This window comes from Nitritalea sp. (assembly GCF_054166705.1).
In genome coordinates, this window is the sequence record NZ_JBSZCV010000004.1 from 37,862 (window position 1) to 54,917 (window position 17,056).

Annotated in this window: 17 protein-coding genes; 6 read left to right on the top strand and 11 right to left on the bottom strand. The window is 50.5% G+C overall.

Annotated features, from left to right (window positions below; translation table 11 throughout):
* Positions 1 to 32: 32 nt before the first annotated feature.
* The 7 genes from ACXIT9_RS01135 to ACXIT9_RS01165 form a co-directional block, all read right to left on the bottom strand.
* Entirely contained in the window at positions 33 to 758 is a 726-nt protein-coding gene (locus ACXIT9_RS01135; protein ID WP_458054407.1) for an SGNH/GDSL hydrolase family protein, read from the bottom strand.
* A gap of 9 nt (positions 759 to 767) precedes the next feature.
* Positions 768 to 1,124 (bottom strand): translation initiation factor, encoded by a 357-nt coding sequence (locus ACXIT9_RS01140; RefSeq protein WP_458054408.1) that lies wholly within the window; start codon positions 1,122 to 1,124, stop codon positions 768 to 770.
* A 10-nt stretch (positions 1,125 to 1,134) separates the two neighbouring features.
* Positions 1,135 to 1,989, bottom strand: a complete 855-nt coding sequence (locus ACXIT9_RS01145) for a universal stress protein (protein ID WP_458054409.1) — start codon at positions 1,987 to 1,989, stop codon at positions 1,135 to 1,137.
* Between the two features lie 72 nt (positions 1,990 to 2,061).
* On the bottom strand, positions 2,062 to 2,982 hold the full coding sequence (locus tag ACXIT9_RS01150) for a 1,4-dihydroxy-2-naphthoate polyprenyltransferase (RefSeq protein ID WP_458054410.1): 921 nt from the start codon (positions 2,980 to 2,982) through the stop codon (positions 2,062 to 2,064).
* 79 nt (positions 2,983 to 3,061) lie between these two features.
* On the bottom strand, positions 3,062 to 3,646 hold the full coding sequence (locus tag ACXIT9_RS01155) for a glutathione peroxidase (RefSeq protein ID WP_458054590.1): 585 nt from the start codon (positions 3,644 to 3,646) through the stop codon (positions 3,062 to 3,064).
* A gap of 4 nt (positions 3,647 to 3,650) precedes the next feature.
* Positions 3,651 to 5,438 carry an arginine--tRNA ligase gene (gene argS / locus ACXIT9_RS01160; RefSeq protein WP_458054411.1) on the bottom strand — a complete coding sequence of 596 codons (1,788 nt, stop codon included), beginning with the start codon at positions 5,436 to 5,438 and terminating at the stop codon, positions 3,651 to 3,653.
* 15 nt (positions 5,439 to 5,453) lie between these two features.
* On the bottom strand, positions 5,454 to 6,404 hold the full coding sequence (locus tag ACXIT9_RS01165) for an arginase (protein WP_458054412.1): 951 nt from the start codon (positions 6,402 to 6,404) through the stop codon (positions 5,454 to 5,456).
* 235 nt (positions 6,405 to 6,639) lie between these two features.
* Here ACXIT9_RS01165 and ACXIT9_RS01170 point away from each other — a divergent pair, with 235 nt between their 5' ends.
* On the top strand, positions 6,640 to 7,278 hold the full coding sequence (locus tag ACXIT9_RS01170) for a peptidylprolyl isomerase (RefSeq protein WP_458054413.1): 639 nt from the start codon (positions 6,640 to 6,642) through the stop codon (positions 7,276 to 7,278).
* A gap of 153 nt (positions 7,279 to 7,431) precedes the next feature.
* On the opposite strand, the gene ACXIT9_RS01175 is transcribed toward ACXIT9_RS01170, so the two are convergent.
* Both ACXIT9_RS01175 and ACXIT9_RS01180 read right to left on the bottom strand, forming a co-directional pair.
* A complete protein-coding gene (locus ACXIT9_RS01175; protein WP_458054414.1) occupies positions 7,432 to 7,755 on the bottom strand; it encodes a hypothetical protein in 324 nt (107 codons plus the stop codon).
* A 213-nt stretch (positions 7,756 to 7,968) separates the two neighbouring features.
* A complete protein-coding gene (locus tag ACXIT9_RS01180; protein ID WP_458054415.1) occupies positions 7,969 to 10,671 on the bottom strand; it encodes a M14 family metallopeptidase in 2,703 nt (900 codons plus the stop codon).
* Between the two features lie 154 nt (positions 10,672 to 10,825).
* On the opposite strand from ACXIT9_RS01180, the gene ACXIT9_RS01185 reads away from it, so the two are divergent.
* The 4 genes from ACXIT9_RS01185 (at position 10,826) to ACXIT9_RS01200 (ending at position 13,811) form a co-directional block, all read left to right on the top strand.
* Positions 10,826 to 11,725, top strand: a complete 900-nt coding sequence (locus tag ACXIT9_RS01185; RefSeq protein WP_458054416.1) for a dienelactone hydrolase family protein — start codon at positions 10,826 to 10,828, stop codon at positions 11,723 to 11,725.
* Positions 11,722 to 12,831 (top strand): peptide-methionine (S)-S-oxide reductase MsrA, encoded by a 1,110-nt coding sequence (gene msrA, locus ACXIT9_RS01190; RefSeq protein WP_458054417.1) that lies wholly within the window; start codon positions 11,722 to 11,724, stop codon positions 12,829 to 12,831. The genes ACXIT9_RS01185 and msrA overlap by 4 nt, the downstream gene beginning before the upstream one ends.
* A gap of 74 nt (positions 12,832 to 12,905) precedes the next feature.
* Entirely contained in the window at positions 12,906 to 13,364 is a 459-nt protein-coding gene (locus ACXIT9_RS01195) for a hypothetical protein (RefSeq protein WP_458054418.1), read from the top strand.
* Positions 13,365 to 13,619: 255 nt separating this feature from the next.
* Complete coding sequence (locus tag ACXIT9_RS01200; protein ID WP_009053385.1) at positions 13,620 to 13,811, top strand: cold-shock protein; 192 nt, start codon at positions 13,620 to 13,622, stop codon at positions 13,809 to 13,811.
* A gap of 122 nt (positions 13,812 to 13,933) precedes the next feature.
* Here ACXIT9_RS01200 and ACXIT9_RS01205 read toward each other — a convergent pair whose 3' ends face one another.
* Positions 13,934 to 15,052: an o-succinylbenzoate synthase gene (locus ACXIT9_RS01205; protein WP_458054419.1), complete on the bottom strand. Its 1,119-nt coding sequence runs from the start codon at positions 15,050 to 15,052 to the stop codon at positions 13,934 to 13,936.
* A 116-nt stretch (positions 15,053 to 15,168) separates the two neighbouring features.
* On the opposite strand from ACXIT9_RS01205, the gene ACXIT9_RS01210 reads away from it, so the two are divergent.
* Entirely contained in the window at positions 15,169 to 16,404 is a 1,236-nt protein-coding gene (locus ACXIT9_RS01210; RefSeq protein ID WP_458054420.1) for an S-adenosylmethionine:tRNA ribosyltransferase-isomerase, read from the top strand.
* A 184-nt stretch (positions 16,405 to 16,588) separates the two neighbouring features.
* Here the strand turns inward: ACXIT9_RS01210 and ACXIT9_RS01215 are convergent, their stop codons facing one another.
* On the bottom strand, positions 16,589 to 17,011 hold the full coding sequence (locus ACXIT9_RS01215) for a LytR/AlgR family response regulator transcription factor (RefSeq protein WP_458054421.1): 423 nt from the start codon (positions 17,009 to 17,011) through the stop codon (positions 16,589 to 16,591).
* Positions 17,012 to 17,056 lie beyond the last annotated feature (45 nt).

Below are 17,056 nucleotides of genomic sequence, written 5' to 3' on the forward strand. Positions count from 1 at the left end.
CTGACCCTGCCCAAATGAAAATGGCTACCCGTTTACACATTCACTATCTCTTTCATGCGCTGAGCACAGACTTCAGCCATCGCTGCATAGCCGGCATCTGAAGGGTGCACCCCATCACTGGCGAAAAAATCTGGTGGGAATTTTTCAGGATAGGCGATAAACTGAACCTGCGGCAAAAAGCGCAGTAGCTTTTGGGTAGTCGCCCGGAGTAGTCCGCGCTGCACACGCATTACCTTAGCCAAGACGCCGTCCAAAGCTGGAAAAAGATGCACCGGCGGCAGATCCAAAAGAAGAATGGGCGCCTCCGGGTGATTTGCACGCAGCTGTTGCATGCATTCCATCAAGTGAATGTAATAGCGCTGCGGAGAGCTGAGCCGGAAGCAATCATTCGCGCCAATTAAAAGCACAATGGCAGTAAAGCGCTCTTCACTCAAGCCATGCTTGGCATACAAGGAAGGTAGAGCACCCGCACGAAGGCCATTTTTACCTACATTAAAAAGAGCATACTCCGCATCCAGCGCACGATGCAGACAAGCTGCAAAGCTCGTCTCCGCACTACTGGCTCCCACTCCAGCCGCGGTGGACTCCCCGATGACCAGCACACGACGCCAATCTTTGCCTGGTAAGGCAAGCCGCTCCGACTGAGGTTTCAGCCGAAGCACCCGCTCGCGTAAAGCCTGACCCTGTCGCCGTAGGGGCAAAAGGACAGGAAGTAAAAGCAATAAGAAAAGGTAAAAGCCAAGTTGGTAAATCAGCATCTCTCCCGTTTAACCTCCCGACTTTTTAGCCTTATAGCCAGCGGCTACTAAAACCTGTATCACCTTTTCGCGGTGATCGCCCTGGATCAGGATCTCGCCATCTTTTGTACTCCCTCCTACTCCGCAAGCGGTTTTGAGCTCTTTTGCTAACATTTTGAGCGCCAGCTCATGGCCTACAAATCCTTTGACGACCGTCACGGCCTTCCCGGCACGGCTTTTTGTGTCTAGCCAAATGCGCAACTGCTGCTGGGCGGGGCTTAGCTCCTCAACTTCTTCTTCTGATGTATCCTGAAAGGAAAAATCGGCGTCCGTGCTATACACCATGCCCTCCCGCTTTTTCCAATCGTTCGTCTTCTTTTTCGCCATGATTAGGAAATTACTTTTGTATTTTCATCGTCCACACCGGACGCTTGGCACTATTCACCACATCTTCTGCGATGCTACCACTTAAAAGGTGCAAAAAGCCAGTACGGCCATGTGTGCCTAAAGCGATCAGATCGGCATCAATATCCTGCGCATAGTCCACAATACCCTCTTCCTCTGAAGGACTATTGTAAATTTCCGCAGTTACATGCTGAATCGCATGCCGCTCGATGAAGGCCTCGATTTTTTCGAAGGACGTTCTGCTGCTTTCAAAAGCACTCGGTGTATTCACCTTAACTAGGTACAACTCTGCCCCAAGTGTTTTCTGAAGCTCTTTTACCTGCTCGATGACCTCATCTTTTTTAGCCGAAAAGTCAGAAGCATAAACGATCTTTTTAAGGCTCGCCAGCTGCGTGGGGCCTTTTACCGTTAAAACAGGACACTTCGCATAGCGTACCACCTTTTCGGTATTCGAGCCTATTAACAGTTCTTCCAACCCACTGCTCCCTCTGGAGCCCATGATGACCATATCTGCCTCTACCTCGGCGATTTCCTTCGAAATACCAGAAAAAGGGCTTCCCAACTGTAGTTTCGTTACAAATTCAAAAGACTTGTCTTGGTATTTCGCACTTAAATCGGCCAAGTCTTTTTTCCGCTTTTCGACTAACTCCACGAAATATACTTGCTCCATCTCAGAAGCATTCGGGTCTACGCCACCCCCCATGGTATTTAAGGTGTAGTTAGCAGGAACTTCCACCACATGCAGGACGTGTAGGGCAGCACCCGACTTTTCTGCCAGTTCTATGGCAAAGTCCAAGGCAAAAGTGGCTGTTTCGGAGAAGTCAAAAGGAACAAGTAATGTTTTCATAGTGGTATAACGTTGTGTTTGGTTCAATTTTATGTCGGCAAATAAAACTCCTGGCAGCTTGGAGGCAAAGGCTTACGCCATGCGATCCACCAGGTAACCAGCCCCTAACAGCAGCACCCAAAAGAGCGTGCTTAAGGCCATTTTCTTTAAATACGGATCGAGAAGCTCCGGCTCTTGCTCACGCTGAACCCCTCGACCTACAGCTACCATCACCGGCAATGTGCCCCATGCAGCCAGTAGCATGTACTGTTCACTAATAAAAACGTACAAAAGTAAGGCCATGTTTCCTCCTACGATCAGCACCCAGTTGTAGATAACCGCCCTTTTCCTGCCGATACGCACTGGAATAGAGCGCTTGCCTGCCTGCACATCGGATTCAATATCGCGAATATTATTAATATTTAAAACGGCTGTACTAAAAAAACCCAAGCTGGTGGCTGGTAATAAAATGGACCAGTTTACGGTTCCCGTATAAAGAAAGTAGGTTCCTCCCACGCCTAATAATCCAAAAAACACGAAGACCGAAAGGTCTCCAAGGCCGATATAGCCATAGGGATTTTTCCCTGAAGTATAGGTAATGGCTGCATAAATAGCTAACAAGCCTAAGCATAAGAAGAGCAAGAGCTGTTTCAGGTCGGGCAGTGCAAGATAAATAAGGCTCAGTCCTGTGAGCAAAGATAGCGCACCGAAAAGGTACATGGCACGTTTCATCGCAGGAAGGGAAATGATACCGGACTGCACGGCACGAACGGGGCCTTTGCGCGAAGCGCTATCGGCACCATGCACGGTGTCACCATAATCATTCGCTAAATTCGATAATATCTGTAGGAAAATCGTCGTTAGAGCGGCTAATAAAAAGAGTATGCCCTGAAACTGGTTCTCCTGATGTGCAAAAATAGAGCCCAAAAGAATACTAGAAAGGGCTAAAGGGAGAGTACGCAAGCGCAAAGCATGTAGCCAAGCCTGCTTTTTCGAAGTAAAGGCCGTTTTCACTAATGTTCGTTTCGTCGAAAATAAAGAAAAAACCTGCTAATCGAAAAGAAGAGCAGGTTTTTTACAAGAACTGTATCGATTAGAGCAGGCTCGTAATCTCCTCGTCCATCGGATTAACAGAAGACGGAAAGAATTTCACTAAAGCACCTTCCTCATTTACTAAATATTTACAAAAGTTCCAACTTGGCTCTTGGTTGTTCCAGCCGTTCATATTTTTATCCGACAGCCAGCGATAAAGCGGATGCTTGTCTGCGCCTTTCACAGAAATTTTATCGAATAATTGGAAACCCACACCATAGTTGGTCGCACAAAACTGCTTGATTTCTTCATTCGTACCGGGCTCCTGACCACCAAAGTTATTGGCTGGGAAAGCCAAAATGGTAACCTTATCGCCATATTGCTCATGCAGGTTTTGTAAGTCCTCGTACTGGGGCGTGTACCCACACTTAGAAGCTACATTTACTAATAGCAGCTTTTTACCCTTATAATCCGCTAGGCTGACCGACTTGCCGTCGATGTCATTTAGTGTAAAATCGTAAATCGTTTTTTCCATATTCATTGTAATCAGGGAGGCTTGCTCCACGGCAGTGTTTTGATCGGAAGCGCCGCCAGACTGACAGGCTACCGCAAAAAGGCTCAAGAATAAAATCCAGTAGTGCTTCATCATTTTACATCCTTTCAGGAACATTTATTCCTAGTAACTGCATCCCCGCACGAATTGTTTTTGCAGTTTGTGCCGATAGCGCAACCCGAAAAGCCTGGGCTTGCGGATTTTCTTCACTGAAGATAGGAAGTTCCGAATAAAAACGGTTGTATTCCTTCGCCAGGTCAAATAAATACTGCGCGATAATAGCAGGAGAATATTCCTGTCCGGCTTGCTTGAGTCGTTTTTTATACGCATTTAGTAAGCCGATCAACCGCTGCTCGGGCTCCAGCACCTCCGCCAGATTTTCCCACTGTGCTGCCTCATAAGAAAGCCCTAATTGCGCGGCTTTGCGCAAAATCGAGGCGATACGGGCATGTGCATACTGAATAAACGGCCCTGTGTTGCCTTGAAATTCAATAGACTCCTGCGGGTTAAAGAGCATCCGCTTTTTCGGATCTACCTTAAGCAGAAAATACTTCAAGGCACCTAATCCCAGCATCCGATACAGTTCCTCTGCCTGTTCAGCATCGAAACCATCTATTTTTCCGAGTTCTGCTGTATGCTTACGCGCCGTGTCGATCATCTCCTGCATCAGGTCATCTGCATCCACGACAGTGCCCTCACGTGACTTCATTTTGCCGGTAGGCAGATCCACCATGCCATAGGACAAGTGGTAGAGCCCTTCGCCATAGGGACGACCTAGTTTGCGCATGATTTTAAAGAGCACATCGAAATGGTAATCTTGCTCATTTCCTACCACATATACAGACTTATCGATGCCATAATCGCGGTATTTCAAGTCACAGGTTCCCATGTCCTGCGTGATGTACACTGAGGTGCCATCCCCGCGGAGCACCAATTTCTCATCCAAGCCCTCCTCACTGAGGTCCACCCAGACCGAACCATCTGCACGCTTGGTAAATACCCCTTTCTCGATGCCCTCAGCGACGATATCCTTTCCCAGCAGGTAGGTATCTGACTCGTAATAGTAGCGATCGAACTCCACGCCCATGGTGGCATAGGTCTGCTCGAATCCGGCATACACCCAGTCGTTCATCTGCTTCCAGAGTGCGACGACCTCCGCATCACCCGCCTCCCATTTACGCAGCATCTCCTGCGCTTCCAGCAGTATCGGTGCCTGCTTTTTGGCCTCCACTTCCGAAAGTCCCGAGGTAATAAGTTGCTGAACTTCTGCCTTATACTCCTTATCGAAGCGCACATAGTAATGGCCCGCCAGGTGGTCTCCTTTCAGCCCACTGCTTTCTGGGGTGGCGCCTTCGGCAAAGCGCTTGTAGGCGACCATGGACTTACAAATGTGAATCCCGCGGTCATTCACTAAGTTAGACTTGATGACCGTATAGCCGTTTGCTTCCAAAATATTCGCTACAGCGAAGCCCAAGAAATTGTTGCGCAGATGCCCGAGATGCAGCGGCTTATTAGTATTCGGTGAGCTGTACTCTACCATCACCTTTTGGCCATTTGCGGGAAAAGGGCTAGGCTCTTCCGACGCGATCTTGCGGAAAGTTGTCGTCCAGGTATCCTGTGCAAGGGAAAGGTTCAGGAAGCCTTTCACCACATTAAAATTGGCAACCAGCGGGCTGGCCTGCATCAGGTACTCTCCAAGGAGGGTGGCCGTCTGTTCTGGGCTTTTTTTGCTTTGCTTTAAAAAGGGAAAGACCACGAACGTGTAATCGCCCTCAAATTCTTTTCGGGTAGGTCCCAGGGAAACTTGCTCCAGGTTCGCCTCGATTTGGAAGGTTTCTAGGAGTGCCTCGCGGACAGCGGCTGCCAGTTCTAATTCTATTGCCATGCGTATTATGCAGGTTTAAAAGTGCTTAACTAAGGATTGAGTAGTGGCCTCTAATACATCAAATGCATGTTCAGCCATTGTATTTTCGGTGTCCAAGGTGGGGTTTACTTCCACGATTTCCCAGCAGCAGACGCGCTTATCTTGGATTAGGGCGGCATTTAAAGCGATGGCCTCTTCCACGGTCAGGCCATTTGGCACGGGAGTGCCTGTCCCCACCGAAATAGAGCTGTCCAGGCTATCCACATCGAAGGAAATGTAAATCTGGTCACAGTCGCGGAGTGTTTCCAGCGCTTCTGAGGCGATTTGGCTCACCCCTTTCGTTCTTACCTCCTCGGTGGTAAAATTACGGATTCCATGCTGGTGAATCAGTAAATCTTCCGGCTCCTCGGTATCGCGCACGGAGATAAACACGATATCTTGCGCTGCTATTTTCGGGGACTCACCTCCTATTTTCTTTATTTTTTCCCAGTAGAGCAGGGTCTCAGGGGAAGGGTCATTGACCTTGGCTTCCAGGTTATCCGTCTGTATGCACATGGCCAGCGGCATACCGTGCATATTTCCCGAAGGCGTCGTGTAGGGCGTATGTAAGTCCGCATGTGCATCGATCCAGATGACACCTAGGCGCTTTTCAGGATCGGCCGCCTTGATCCCCATGATGGTTCCCGCTGCGGTAGAGTGATCTCCTGCTAAAACGATCGGAAAAATCTTTTTTAGGCGTAGCGACTCGATGGTGTTATACACATTTTTAAGCACTTCATATACCCCATCGATATATTTAGCATGTGGAAAGTTATTACCTCGCCACAGGTAACTGTTGGCATCGGGGACATGAATGGGCTCGAATTCCGTGAAGAAGTTCGAAGCCTTATCTAAGGAAGCGATTTTTAAGGCATCGATGCCCAAACTAGCGCCACGGGTGCCGGCCGCAAGTTCTGATTTCACTTCTACTAAATTGATATTTCGCATAACTCCTGGGAATATTTGGGTTTCTTCGGTTTTCCGCTAAGGAAAAGCTGGGCAAAAATACTATAAACTTTCGCTATACCCGAAAAAAAGCGGTTCATTCCTGCTAATTTTCTGCTTGGAGCCTGCATGGGGTATCCTATCTGCTGGCAGCTTGACAGGAAGAAAGCGTATAAACGGTAAAATACTTGAGCTGTAAGGTTTTTTTTCGTTCATGAAAATAAGTAACTTGTGCAGCATGAACACCTTTCGCCTGCCCATCCCCTCTCGCCTCTTTACTCGCCATTCCTGTTTTCCCCTTTTCGGTCTTCTCTGTTTCGTTCTGCTGCCCTTTTCTGGTATAGCTCAAGATAAAAAGAAAGAAGCCTATGCCGAAATCAGCACGCCACTCGGCACTATTTTGCTTACCTTATACGACGAGACGCCCCAGCACAAGGCCAGCTTTATTGCCCTTGCCAGCGCCGGCTATTGGGACAGTCTTAGTTTTAACCGCGTCATTCCGAATTTTGTCGCGCAGGCCGGATGTCCTGACACGCCCGAGGGCTTTAATGACCCGGAAAACCTCTTGGACCCCGAAATCGTCAAGGGGATCGGGCATGTTCGCGGTGCTTTAGGGGCGGGGCGGGATGGTAATCCCGCAAAGCGCTCTGCGCGCTGCCAGTTTTATATCGTGCAGGCAGAGGATGGCCTGCATCGCCTGGATGGTGACTACACCGTTTTCGGCCATGTATTGAAGGGTATGGAGGTAGTGGATCAACTGGTGGCGGTAGAGCGGGATGAGCGGGATGAGCCACTAGAACCCCTAGACCTGAAAGTGCGCATCCTCTATCTGACAGATGCAGAGTTACGCGGGTACCTGAAGAAAGAGCCTGCATGAGCACGGGAGGTGCAGCCATTCGCTTTTTTTTTAACTAATCGATGATGACCTTATTCTAGCTCATTTTCGCAGCTTTTCCTTTCCATTATGCGCTCGCTGACCCTTTGGCAGCTTGCGCTAAAAAAGTACAAAATACCCCACTAAGTCTCCACCTTAACGCGACAAGAAAGGCCCCTCCTGCCGAAACCTCTTTGGGATGCAACTCGGAACGCATGCTCCACTGTTATAGAAGGCGCCTCGCGCCTCCTCCCTTTCCCTAATGTCGGAATTAGCAGAGCTAAACCAATAGCACTTTCTAGCATAGCATTCCAGCAGTTCGAACTCATGCATCATGGCCCTAAGAATAAAGAATTCCTCTTTATCCTCATAAAACAAGTTGGTGATGTACGCGTCGATCTCTGCAGGGGGCCTGAACTGATTCCACTCCTGACGAATTTGTTGTAATGCCTCTTGCTTATCTTCCTCCGTAAAGTCCATATTCATTTTTATTTACTACATGCTTCGCAACTCCCTGCACTTAGTTCAATATACACAAAATGCCTGGTGAATCCTTACGTTTCACCTTAAAAATAAGGTGTCCCACTTTCTGAGCGAAAAAAAAGAGTGAATCGCATCGATTCACTCTTTTTTTGTTTTTGGGCTTTGCCCAAAGGAGCTCAATCTCCATCTGTCGCCTGCAGACAAGTCGAACTACTTCGTATACAGATGATTGAACAACATTTTAAAGGTATTATGCGCCTGCGCTCGGAAAGTAATCTCCGGGCCGTACACCACCAAGTCACCTTTGCCGATAGGCGCATGGAAGGCCGCTACACCATTTCGGATATAGCCCTCACCCCAAGCCCAGCCGCTAATCAGAGGCGATTCTTCACCGAACCAAGCGAGGGGCTGAATGCCTTGCATCTGTGCTTCCGGAGTCAAACGGAACACAGGGCTGCGGTTCACCACCACCTGAGCAGTGGCCCCCATGCCCCAGTTGGCAGGATGGCGCTCGTCTAGCTGCGCCCGTAAAATGCTTCCCGGAATATAATATTTATCCCCTGGGAGATTGCGCTTGGATCCATCTGGCAGTACTTCTACCAGCGCATCTTCAACCGGCAGCCCCAGGTGCATGGCCAAACTAGAAGCCGCCCCGACGGTAAGCACTTTCCCTCCATTTTCCAGAAACTGCTGCAGGGCAGGAACAGAACGCTCCACGGTCAAAGCGCCTAACAGTTTATGGTACTCAGCAGGCATATCGGCAGGATTCAGCTGCGCCCCGCTGCCGGTGCTTTGGCCGACGGCCGGCATCCCTGGACCGATAAAGAGGAGCACGTCGAAACGCTTATTAAGATTTCCCGCATCGATATCCTGGGGATAAACCACTTCAAAATCAAATGCATACTGTTCCAGCAACCAGCGCACCCAGCCACTTGGCATGGAACCGCCATAATAATCAAAGAGTCCGATGCGGGCCTTTTTAATCGGCTGCGCGGCAGCGGGCGCACGACCTGTCTGCACCCGTAGCCCCATCTGGCCCGATACCTCGGCGATATCTTGCCCGCGTCCTGTGACGAAGAAGCTACCTGCGGGAAGGGCCCCACTGGCCTCCTGAATGCGCTGCACACGCATGCCCTTAGCCATCAGTTGGTTGACCGCTTTAAAGGCATCATTTTGGCGTCCATCGATGAGGTAGCCCGAAGCATTTCCAGCCACAGAGGTAGGTAGGGGCTTTTGAAGCTCACCATACGGGATAGCCTCGAAAGGGCCCTCCACTCCCTCTAGGAAGCGGTCGAACTCCACACCCATTTGGAAGGCAAGGGTCCAGCCAGCTGCATCATAGGGCCGAACAGGTGGGCCTCCCGGATACTGAAAATCATTCGGATGATCCTGGGGCTCAAACATATCGAGTACGTGTGGACGAAAAGCCTGCGCGGTCTTCACGATAAAAGAGCCTTTCGGATACTGCTTGCCTCCTGCCTGAAAATCCGCCGTGGCCCGGTGTACCAGCACCCCACTTTTAAGGAGCGCATTGATAAAAGCCGTAGCCCGTGGAAAATCGGTCTGGTCGGCGGGCAGGATATATGCACGCGGGTCGCGCAAGTCTGGATCTTGGAAGACAGCCTCGAAATAGCCCTTGTCGATTCCACGACGGAAGGTATTGCCGCCACCTTGCGCGGCAGCGCGCCCTTCCCTGTAGGCTTCCTCCACGGCAGCTGCACGCTTCGGGTACTTGGTCCAGTGGTCTTTTTGGCCACGCTCGATGGCATTTCGGCCCATCTTGTAAAAATTAAACAAGAGCGCATCTGCATTTCGCCGCGCATAGTCCAGCACCGCATAATTCATGGAAACCGAATAGTCGATGGAGCGACGGAAATTCCAAGGCTGCGGCTCTACGGGATAGGGCGTGGCATGGGTAGGAATTAGGCGGTCCGGGACCACGGGAATTTCCGAAGGCGTCGGCCCTCCGGTGGTCTCGGTTAAAATGCCGATCATATTATGGAAATAAGGCGTGGTCCGCAGTCCTCCATTCCACCAAGAGGAAAATACAGAGCCACTCAAACGCGTGTAACCTGGTTTATCCTCTACATTTAAGCGGTTAATCATGGCCGCTCCGACCCCATCCAGGCTGGTCATAATCAGCGGGTCGAACACATGGTTAAAGGGATCCCGATACGGAGGCCCCGCCACTACCGTACCTGCAGGAGAGGTTTGGTGGTGGTTGTAAATGATCTGTGGCAACCATTCTACATACTGCTGCAGGGATATATTGGTTGATTCTTTCATGTTATTCATGAAAAAATCGCGGTTGTTGTCATGCCCCACATACTTTTGGTACATGTACGGCGTACGCATATTGCGCTTGGTGACGTCTTCCGGCATCATGTACCAGTCGGTGACGATTTCCTGCCCATCGGGATTCGTATGGACGAGCAGGATGATCAGCTCATCGAGCAGCTGCAGGGTCTCCTCATCCTCACGGCTGGACAGCTGGTAAAGCGTTTCGATAAGTTGGTGGCTGGCGACCGTTTCGGTAGAGTGCAGGCCCCCATCGATCCAGACGACAGGTTTACCTTCTTTCACCAGCGCACGTGCGGTCTCTTCGTCCATCTCCGCACGGCCGAGGAGCTGCGATATTTCTTTGTAGCGAGCGATATGCTGTTGATTTTTAGGACTTGTCACCACCATCAGGGGCATGCGTCGGCCCTCCTCCGTCGGCCCAATGTCCAGGAGTGTCACCCGGTCGGAGGCGGCGGCCACGGCCTGAAAGTAGGCCTCAGTAGCCGTGTAGGTGACTAAGGTGTAGTCGGTCCCGATGGGAGCGCCGAAATGGGCTTCCGGGCTGGGGACCCTTTGCGCGATAGCGCCCTGCCAGACCCAAAGGAGCAGGAGTGTCAACATATATCTCATCATAGCTGCAATGTTTAAAGGATAAAAGTACAGTTCGGTGCGGCAGCATCCAAAAATTCTAGGCCAGTCGGTGAGATGTTCATGTAAAAGGCAAAGCAGAATTTACATGTGCGGCAAAACCTCTAGTGGGGGCATGGAGTTTCCTAAAGAAAAAGCCATGAAAACATACCTTATAACACTGCTCACCCTACTTTCCAGCTGGGGAGCCCTTGCGCTCTTGGAGCGAGAAGCGCCCTTTGGCACTGAGAGCAGCGGGATAATGCCACAGCCTCTAGATGCAGATATGACCTTCTGTCATCCCATCGCTGGGGACATGCGCGCCCTCTTTAATGATCCAGAATTTTTGGCTTTGCACCCCAGCCCGAAGCCAGCTCAACCTGCCTACACGGGGAATCGCATCCGTTTTGCAGCGGAAGGGGGCGAGGCCCAAGGGTACTACCTGGAAGCAGAAAAGCCCTCTGCACTTTGGCTTTTTGTGTACCAGGAATGGTGGGGCCTGAATGCGAATATTATGGAAGAGGCCGAGAAGCTGCACCGTGATCTGGGCGGACAAGTCCATGTTTTGGCAGTAGATATGTACGATGGTGAGGTGACAGATCAGCCGCAGGAAGCCCGCGTGCTCATGAGCGGCAGGAAGGAAGAGCGTCTACAGGCAATCGTACGCGGTGCTGCAGCCTATGCAGGCCCGGGGGCCAAAATCGCCCACTTGGGCTGGTGCTTTGGCGGAGCCTGGTCACTGAAAGCCTCCCTGCTGACGGCAGAGCAAACGGTAGGCACGGTCATGTATTACGGCATGCCTGTTCGCGATGTGGAGGCCCTAAGGGCCCTAAACAATGATGTGCTCGGACTTTTCGCCACAGAGACGGCGATATCTCAGGAGGTCATCGAGGATTTCGCTGCCAAGATGCAAGAAGCGGATAAGGGGCTGGACTACACCATTTATGATGCTGTCCATGGCTTCGCTAACCCTTCCAATCCGCGATTTGATCCGGAGGCTACGGCCGATGCGTATGCTAAAGCATTGGATTATTTAAAAAATACATTTGGATTATCATGAAAAAACGCTTGCACTATTCTTGGTCTCTACTGCTCAGCCTGACGGCAGGCCTCACACTAGCCTGCTCCGGGAACGGCAGTTCGGCCACACAGGAGAAATCCATACCCGAAAAGCCCACCTATGACAGCCGTTATCAGGAAACTGCGACCCTGGCGGGAGGTTGCTTCTGGTGCATCGAAGCCCCCTTACAGGAGTTGGAAGGCGTCTTAGAGGTGGTCTCTGGCTACACAGGCGGAAAAGAAAAAAACCCTAGTTATGAGCAAGTGGCGAGTGGGCAGACGGGGCATTATGAAGCCGTACAGGTGACTTTCGACCCGGAGGTAATCTCTTATGCCGAGTTATTGGATGTATTTTGGCAGCAGTTTGACCCCACGGATGCAGGAGGATCTTTTGCGGACCGCGGTCCGCAATACCGCTCGGCGATCTTTTACCATGACAAGAAGCAGCAAGCTGTGGCTGAGGCTTCGCGTGATCGACTGGCCGCTTCCGGCATTTTCGACTCTCCTATCGTGACACCTATCGAGAAGGTGGGCAAATTTTATCCGGCGGAAGCGTACCATCAGGATTATTATAAAAAGAATCCGGATGAGTATTATGCCTACAGAAGAGGTTCAGGCAGAGAGGCCTTTATTAAAAAACACTGGGGCAAGTTCGAGGCGGCGCGCTATCCCCGGCCGGATGAAAAGCAAATCAAAGCCATGCTTACCGACCTACAGTACCGGGTGACCATGCATGAGGAAACCGAAAGGGCCTTTGCAAATCCCTACGACAGCAATAAGGAGGCGGGAATTTACGTGTGTATCGTCTCTGGGGCACCCCTGTTTAGCAGCAGTGATAAGTTCGACTCGGGAACAGGTTGGCCAAGTTTCACCAAGCCGATCGATGCGCGCCTGATCCATAAACCGATCGATAGAAGTTATGGGATGGTGCGTGTGGAAGTGCGCAGTGCACCCGGAGACAGCCATGTCGGGCATGTGTTTTACGATGGCCCGAATCCTACGAACCTGCGCTACTGCATGAATTCAGCAGCGATGCGCTTTATCCCTAGGGACAAGATGGAAGAAGCAGGTTATGGCGATTTTCTTTGGTTAGTCGCAGAAAAATAAGTTACATTTACGGGGAAATCTAAGGATTTCCCTTTTTTATACCCAAAATTAGAAAACGTAAATTTATTTTTATTTTGGAAACAGTCATTACACTAAAAGAACGGCTTTTATCGGCGGCACAAGCTGAGATCGCCCAACAGTTACAGGCATTAGAGGAGCAAATCGAAGCGCTGCGTCAGGATGCCACTATGGAAACGAAGAGCTCTGCGGGCGATAAATATGAAACCTCGCGGGAGATGCTGCAGCAGTCGGAGCGCTTGCTGCAAGAACGCTACCAGCATGCCCGTGGCCATGCCGCTGCTCTCGCGCAGCTGGAGGTGAAAGCTTGTCAACAGGTAGTAACAGGTGCGCTAGTTTCCACAAATATCGGGCGGCTGTTTGTCGGCGTGGGGATCGGGAGCATGCAAGTAGAAGGGCAAGTGATTTATTTCGTTTCCGAGCAGGCTCCTATCGTGGCAGCGCTGGCAGGTGGGAAAGTCGGCGAGCATGTGCATTTTAACGGTAAAAAAATCATGATTAATGACATCTCCTAAGAGATGAAAAATAAATTGCCTCCTTTTCACTTGGTGCCTGCCGAAGAATCCTCGTTCAGGCTCGGGTTGCTGCACTTCAGCCGTCGAAAAAAGTAGTTAAACCAAATTTTTAATGGAATAACGGCTTTTATTCGCAATTCAAAAAGAAGGATATCTTTCGCATGACAAAGATCACAAAAAAATATTTCATGGATTATGGGGATATTGTCGAAAGTATCCGTACCTTTGAAATATCAATTTATCAATTACACTATCATGAACACAGGAAAAGTTAAATTTTTCAATGAGTCTAAAGGATTCGGTTTTATTATTGACGATGAGTCTTCTAAAGAGTATTTCGTTCACATCTCTGGTTTAGTAGATGAGATCAGAGAAGACGATACCGTGACTTTCGATTTGAAAGAAGGTCGCAAAGGTCTTAATGCAGTGAATGTGAAAAGAGCTTAATACGCGATATTACATCATTAATTTAGGAAAGCCTCTGATTTTTCAGAGGCTTTTTTCATTTATGGCTGCGCAAGCTCCCGCTAAAGCCTCCCTAAGCATGCCAGCACCTACCCGCTACGATTTTAGAAGGCCCTATCGGCCAGGTGAAATGAGCCCCAGGGCTGATGCTGGCGGTAGCGAATCTCTCCACTTGCGATTTCTAAAGGACTTTCCACATTATTCGTATACAGTTTCCCCGTGCCCAATCCCTGAAAGGGCAAGTTAGGATAGCGCGCCGTGAACTGGGCGATGGCATTCAGCCCGATATTACTTTCCAGAGCTGAGGTCATCCACCAACCTATCCCCTGCTGCTCGGCCAGCGTGATCCATTCCGCAGCAGCCCCGAGTCCACCGACTAGGCTGGGTTTTAAAATGATGTAAGGAGGCTGAATCGCGGATAAAAGTGCTGCACGCTCTTCGCGCCCCTGCACTCCGATTAGTTCTTCATCCAGTGCGATGGGCACGGGGCTTTGGGCGCAAAGTTCCCGAAGGACTTCCCACTGCCCCACTTCGATCGGCTGCTCGATGCTGTGCAGCGAAAACTCCGCTAGCCTTTCTAATTTACCTTGGGCCTCCTCTGGGCGAAAGGCTCCATTCGCATCTACCCGCAGGACCAGTTGCTCCGCAGAATAGCGCTCACGGATGTAGCGCAGAAGCGCAATTTCCTGTTCGAAGTCGATCGCGCCAATCTTCATTTTCAGACAGCGAAAGCCCGCGGCCAGCTTTTCATCGATTCGCTGGCGCATCAGCTCAGCATCGCCCATCCAGATCAAGCCATTTATCGGGATGGGCGCCTCCTTTTCATAAAACTCCCCTCGAAAGACGCAGCCCTCCTGCCCCTGCCACAGGGAGAGCAGGGCCGTTTCCACCCCGAAGCGTGCGGATGGCAGCTCTGCAGGAACACAGGCATCCAAGAGTCCCTGCAGCCCCTCGAAGACCTCTTTCTCTGTCCGCGCATCACGGAAAAGTGCTGCGTCCCCTTTGGCCGAAACGGCCTCCAGGACTCCCTCCAGTCGCTGCTGAAAATCAGGTAAAGCATCGATGCTAAGGCCCTGCAATGGCGCTGCCTCCCCCAGGCCCACACGATCCCCATCCTGGGCACGAATCCACCAGGTAGGCCGCTCGCGCAGGACTCCCCGAGAGGTTCCGGCCTCGAAATGAAAATGCAAGACATGCGGGTAAAGGTGAAACTGCAGTGCCATAGTGGATAGAATCGAATAAAATGAAAAGAAAACGTCTGTCTGTGGAACGCAAATCTCCGGCTTCTGTTTCTGCTTCGCAAGGGCTTTTTCGTATATTTGCGCAGCTTTAAACGTTTATGTGGCAAAAAAACCTGGAGCAGCTCCGGCTCGACACCTTTACTTACCCCCTTCCGGATGAGCGGATCGCCCGCTACCCATTAGCAGATCGTACAGCCTCCAAGCTCCTGCGCTATCGCAGGGGTGAAATCAGTGCACATGGTTTTACCGATATCGTGGAGGAGCTCCCGGCAGAGGCGCTTCTGGTCTATAACGATACGAAGGTAATCCCGGCGCGCATGGCTTTTTTTCGCCCTACAGGTGCCCGCATCGAGCTCTTTTTACTCAAGCCGCTGCCCGCGGATAGCCCCATGGAAGTGGCGATGGCGGAGACGAGAAAGGCCCACTGGTCCTGTATGATCGGCAATGCCCGGAAGTGGAAGACGGAAGAGGTTTTGCAGATGGACCTGCAGATCGAGGGGCAGAGCGTTCGGGTGGAGGCGCGCCGCGGGCGCAAAGAAGACAGCGATGTTTACTTCACTTGGTCGGAGCCCTTCCCCTTCGTGCGCATCGTAGAGGCTATGGGACAGGTACCCCTTCCTCCCTACCTTAACCGGGCCGCGGAAGAGTCGGACCGGCAGCGCTACCAAACGGTTTTTTCACGCAGCGCGGGGGCGGTGGCAGCGCCTACGGCAGGACTTCATTTCACCCCGGAAATTTTAGCGGCCTTACAGGCCAAAGGGCTGCGCATGGCCGAGCTTACCCTGCATGTGGGCGCCGGCACCTTCCAGCCTGTAAAGGAGCAGCAGGTGATGCATCATGCCATGCACAGCGAGCAGATCGTCGTGCATCGAAAGACCGTTCAGCAACTGATGCGGCATGAAGGGCCTGTCGTTCCTGTAGGGACAACTTCGATGCGCAGTCTGGAGTCGCTGTATTGGCTGGGGGTAAAATTACTCAAAGGGCAGTTTGCGGAGCGCTACTTTCAAATCGAAAAATTATACCCCTATGAAGAGGAAGCGGTACGTTTCAACCGACAGGAGTCCTTCGCTGCCATCGATGCCTTTATGGAAGTGGAGCAGCTGGAACAACTAACAGGAGAAACCTCCATCATGCTAATGCCGGGTTATCGGTTTCGGGTATGTGATGCCTTGGTGACGAACTTTCACCAGCCAGGTAGCACCTTGATTATGCTTGTGGCAGCCTTTATTGGAGAAGATTGGCGAAAGGTATATGCTTTTGCACTCGAAAATGACTTCCGCTTTTTAAGTTATGGAGACAGCAGTTTGCTTTGGCGGAACGCCAAAGAGGCCTAAAATGTCACAAGAGAAGTTTTCTTCGGTAGCGCAACCACATTCCCTGCGACGGATTGCCTTTTTCTCATTTTCCCTATAGGAAAAGCATAAAAATAGGCCACATTTACGCTTGCTTTTGCGAAACAAGTCTTTCTGATCCGAAAGGCCTCTTAGTCATTTGCGCAAGAAGCTGGGGTTCCTCCGATTAATCGGAAGAACCCCCAGAAGCGCCTAGCTTATTAATCCCATTTAATAAGTTTTGATAATAGGTGCGACCTACTGGCACTACATCTTCTGCTACCGTTACTTCTCTTGGATTGATGGTTTGGATCTCGTCTATCCGCACGATATAACTTTTATGGATGCGCATAAAATCATTTTCCGGCAAAAGTGCTTCGAACTCTTTCAAAATGTTTCGCAGGGAATAAACACCGCTGCGTGTCACTAAGGTCGTATAATTCCCATCACCTTTCATCCAAAGGATGTCTTTAAACTTAACCTTTACCAGGTTCCCTTTATTTCTTACGAATAATGCGTCTTTAATAAGCAGTTTCGGCTCTTTCTTCTCTAATGTGTCTTGCCCGTTGCCATTTGACTTTTTCCGATAATCTCTCAGAACATTTTTCATAATTTAGTTTACTAAGTACTCCAAAAGGAAACTATATCCCTTTGG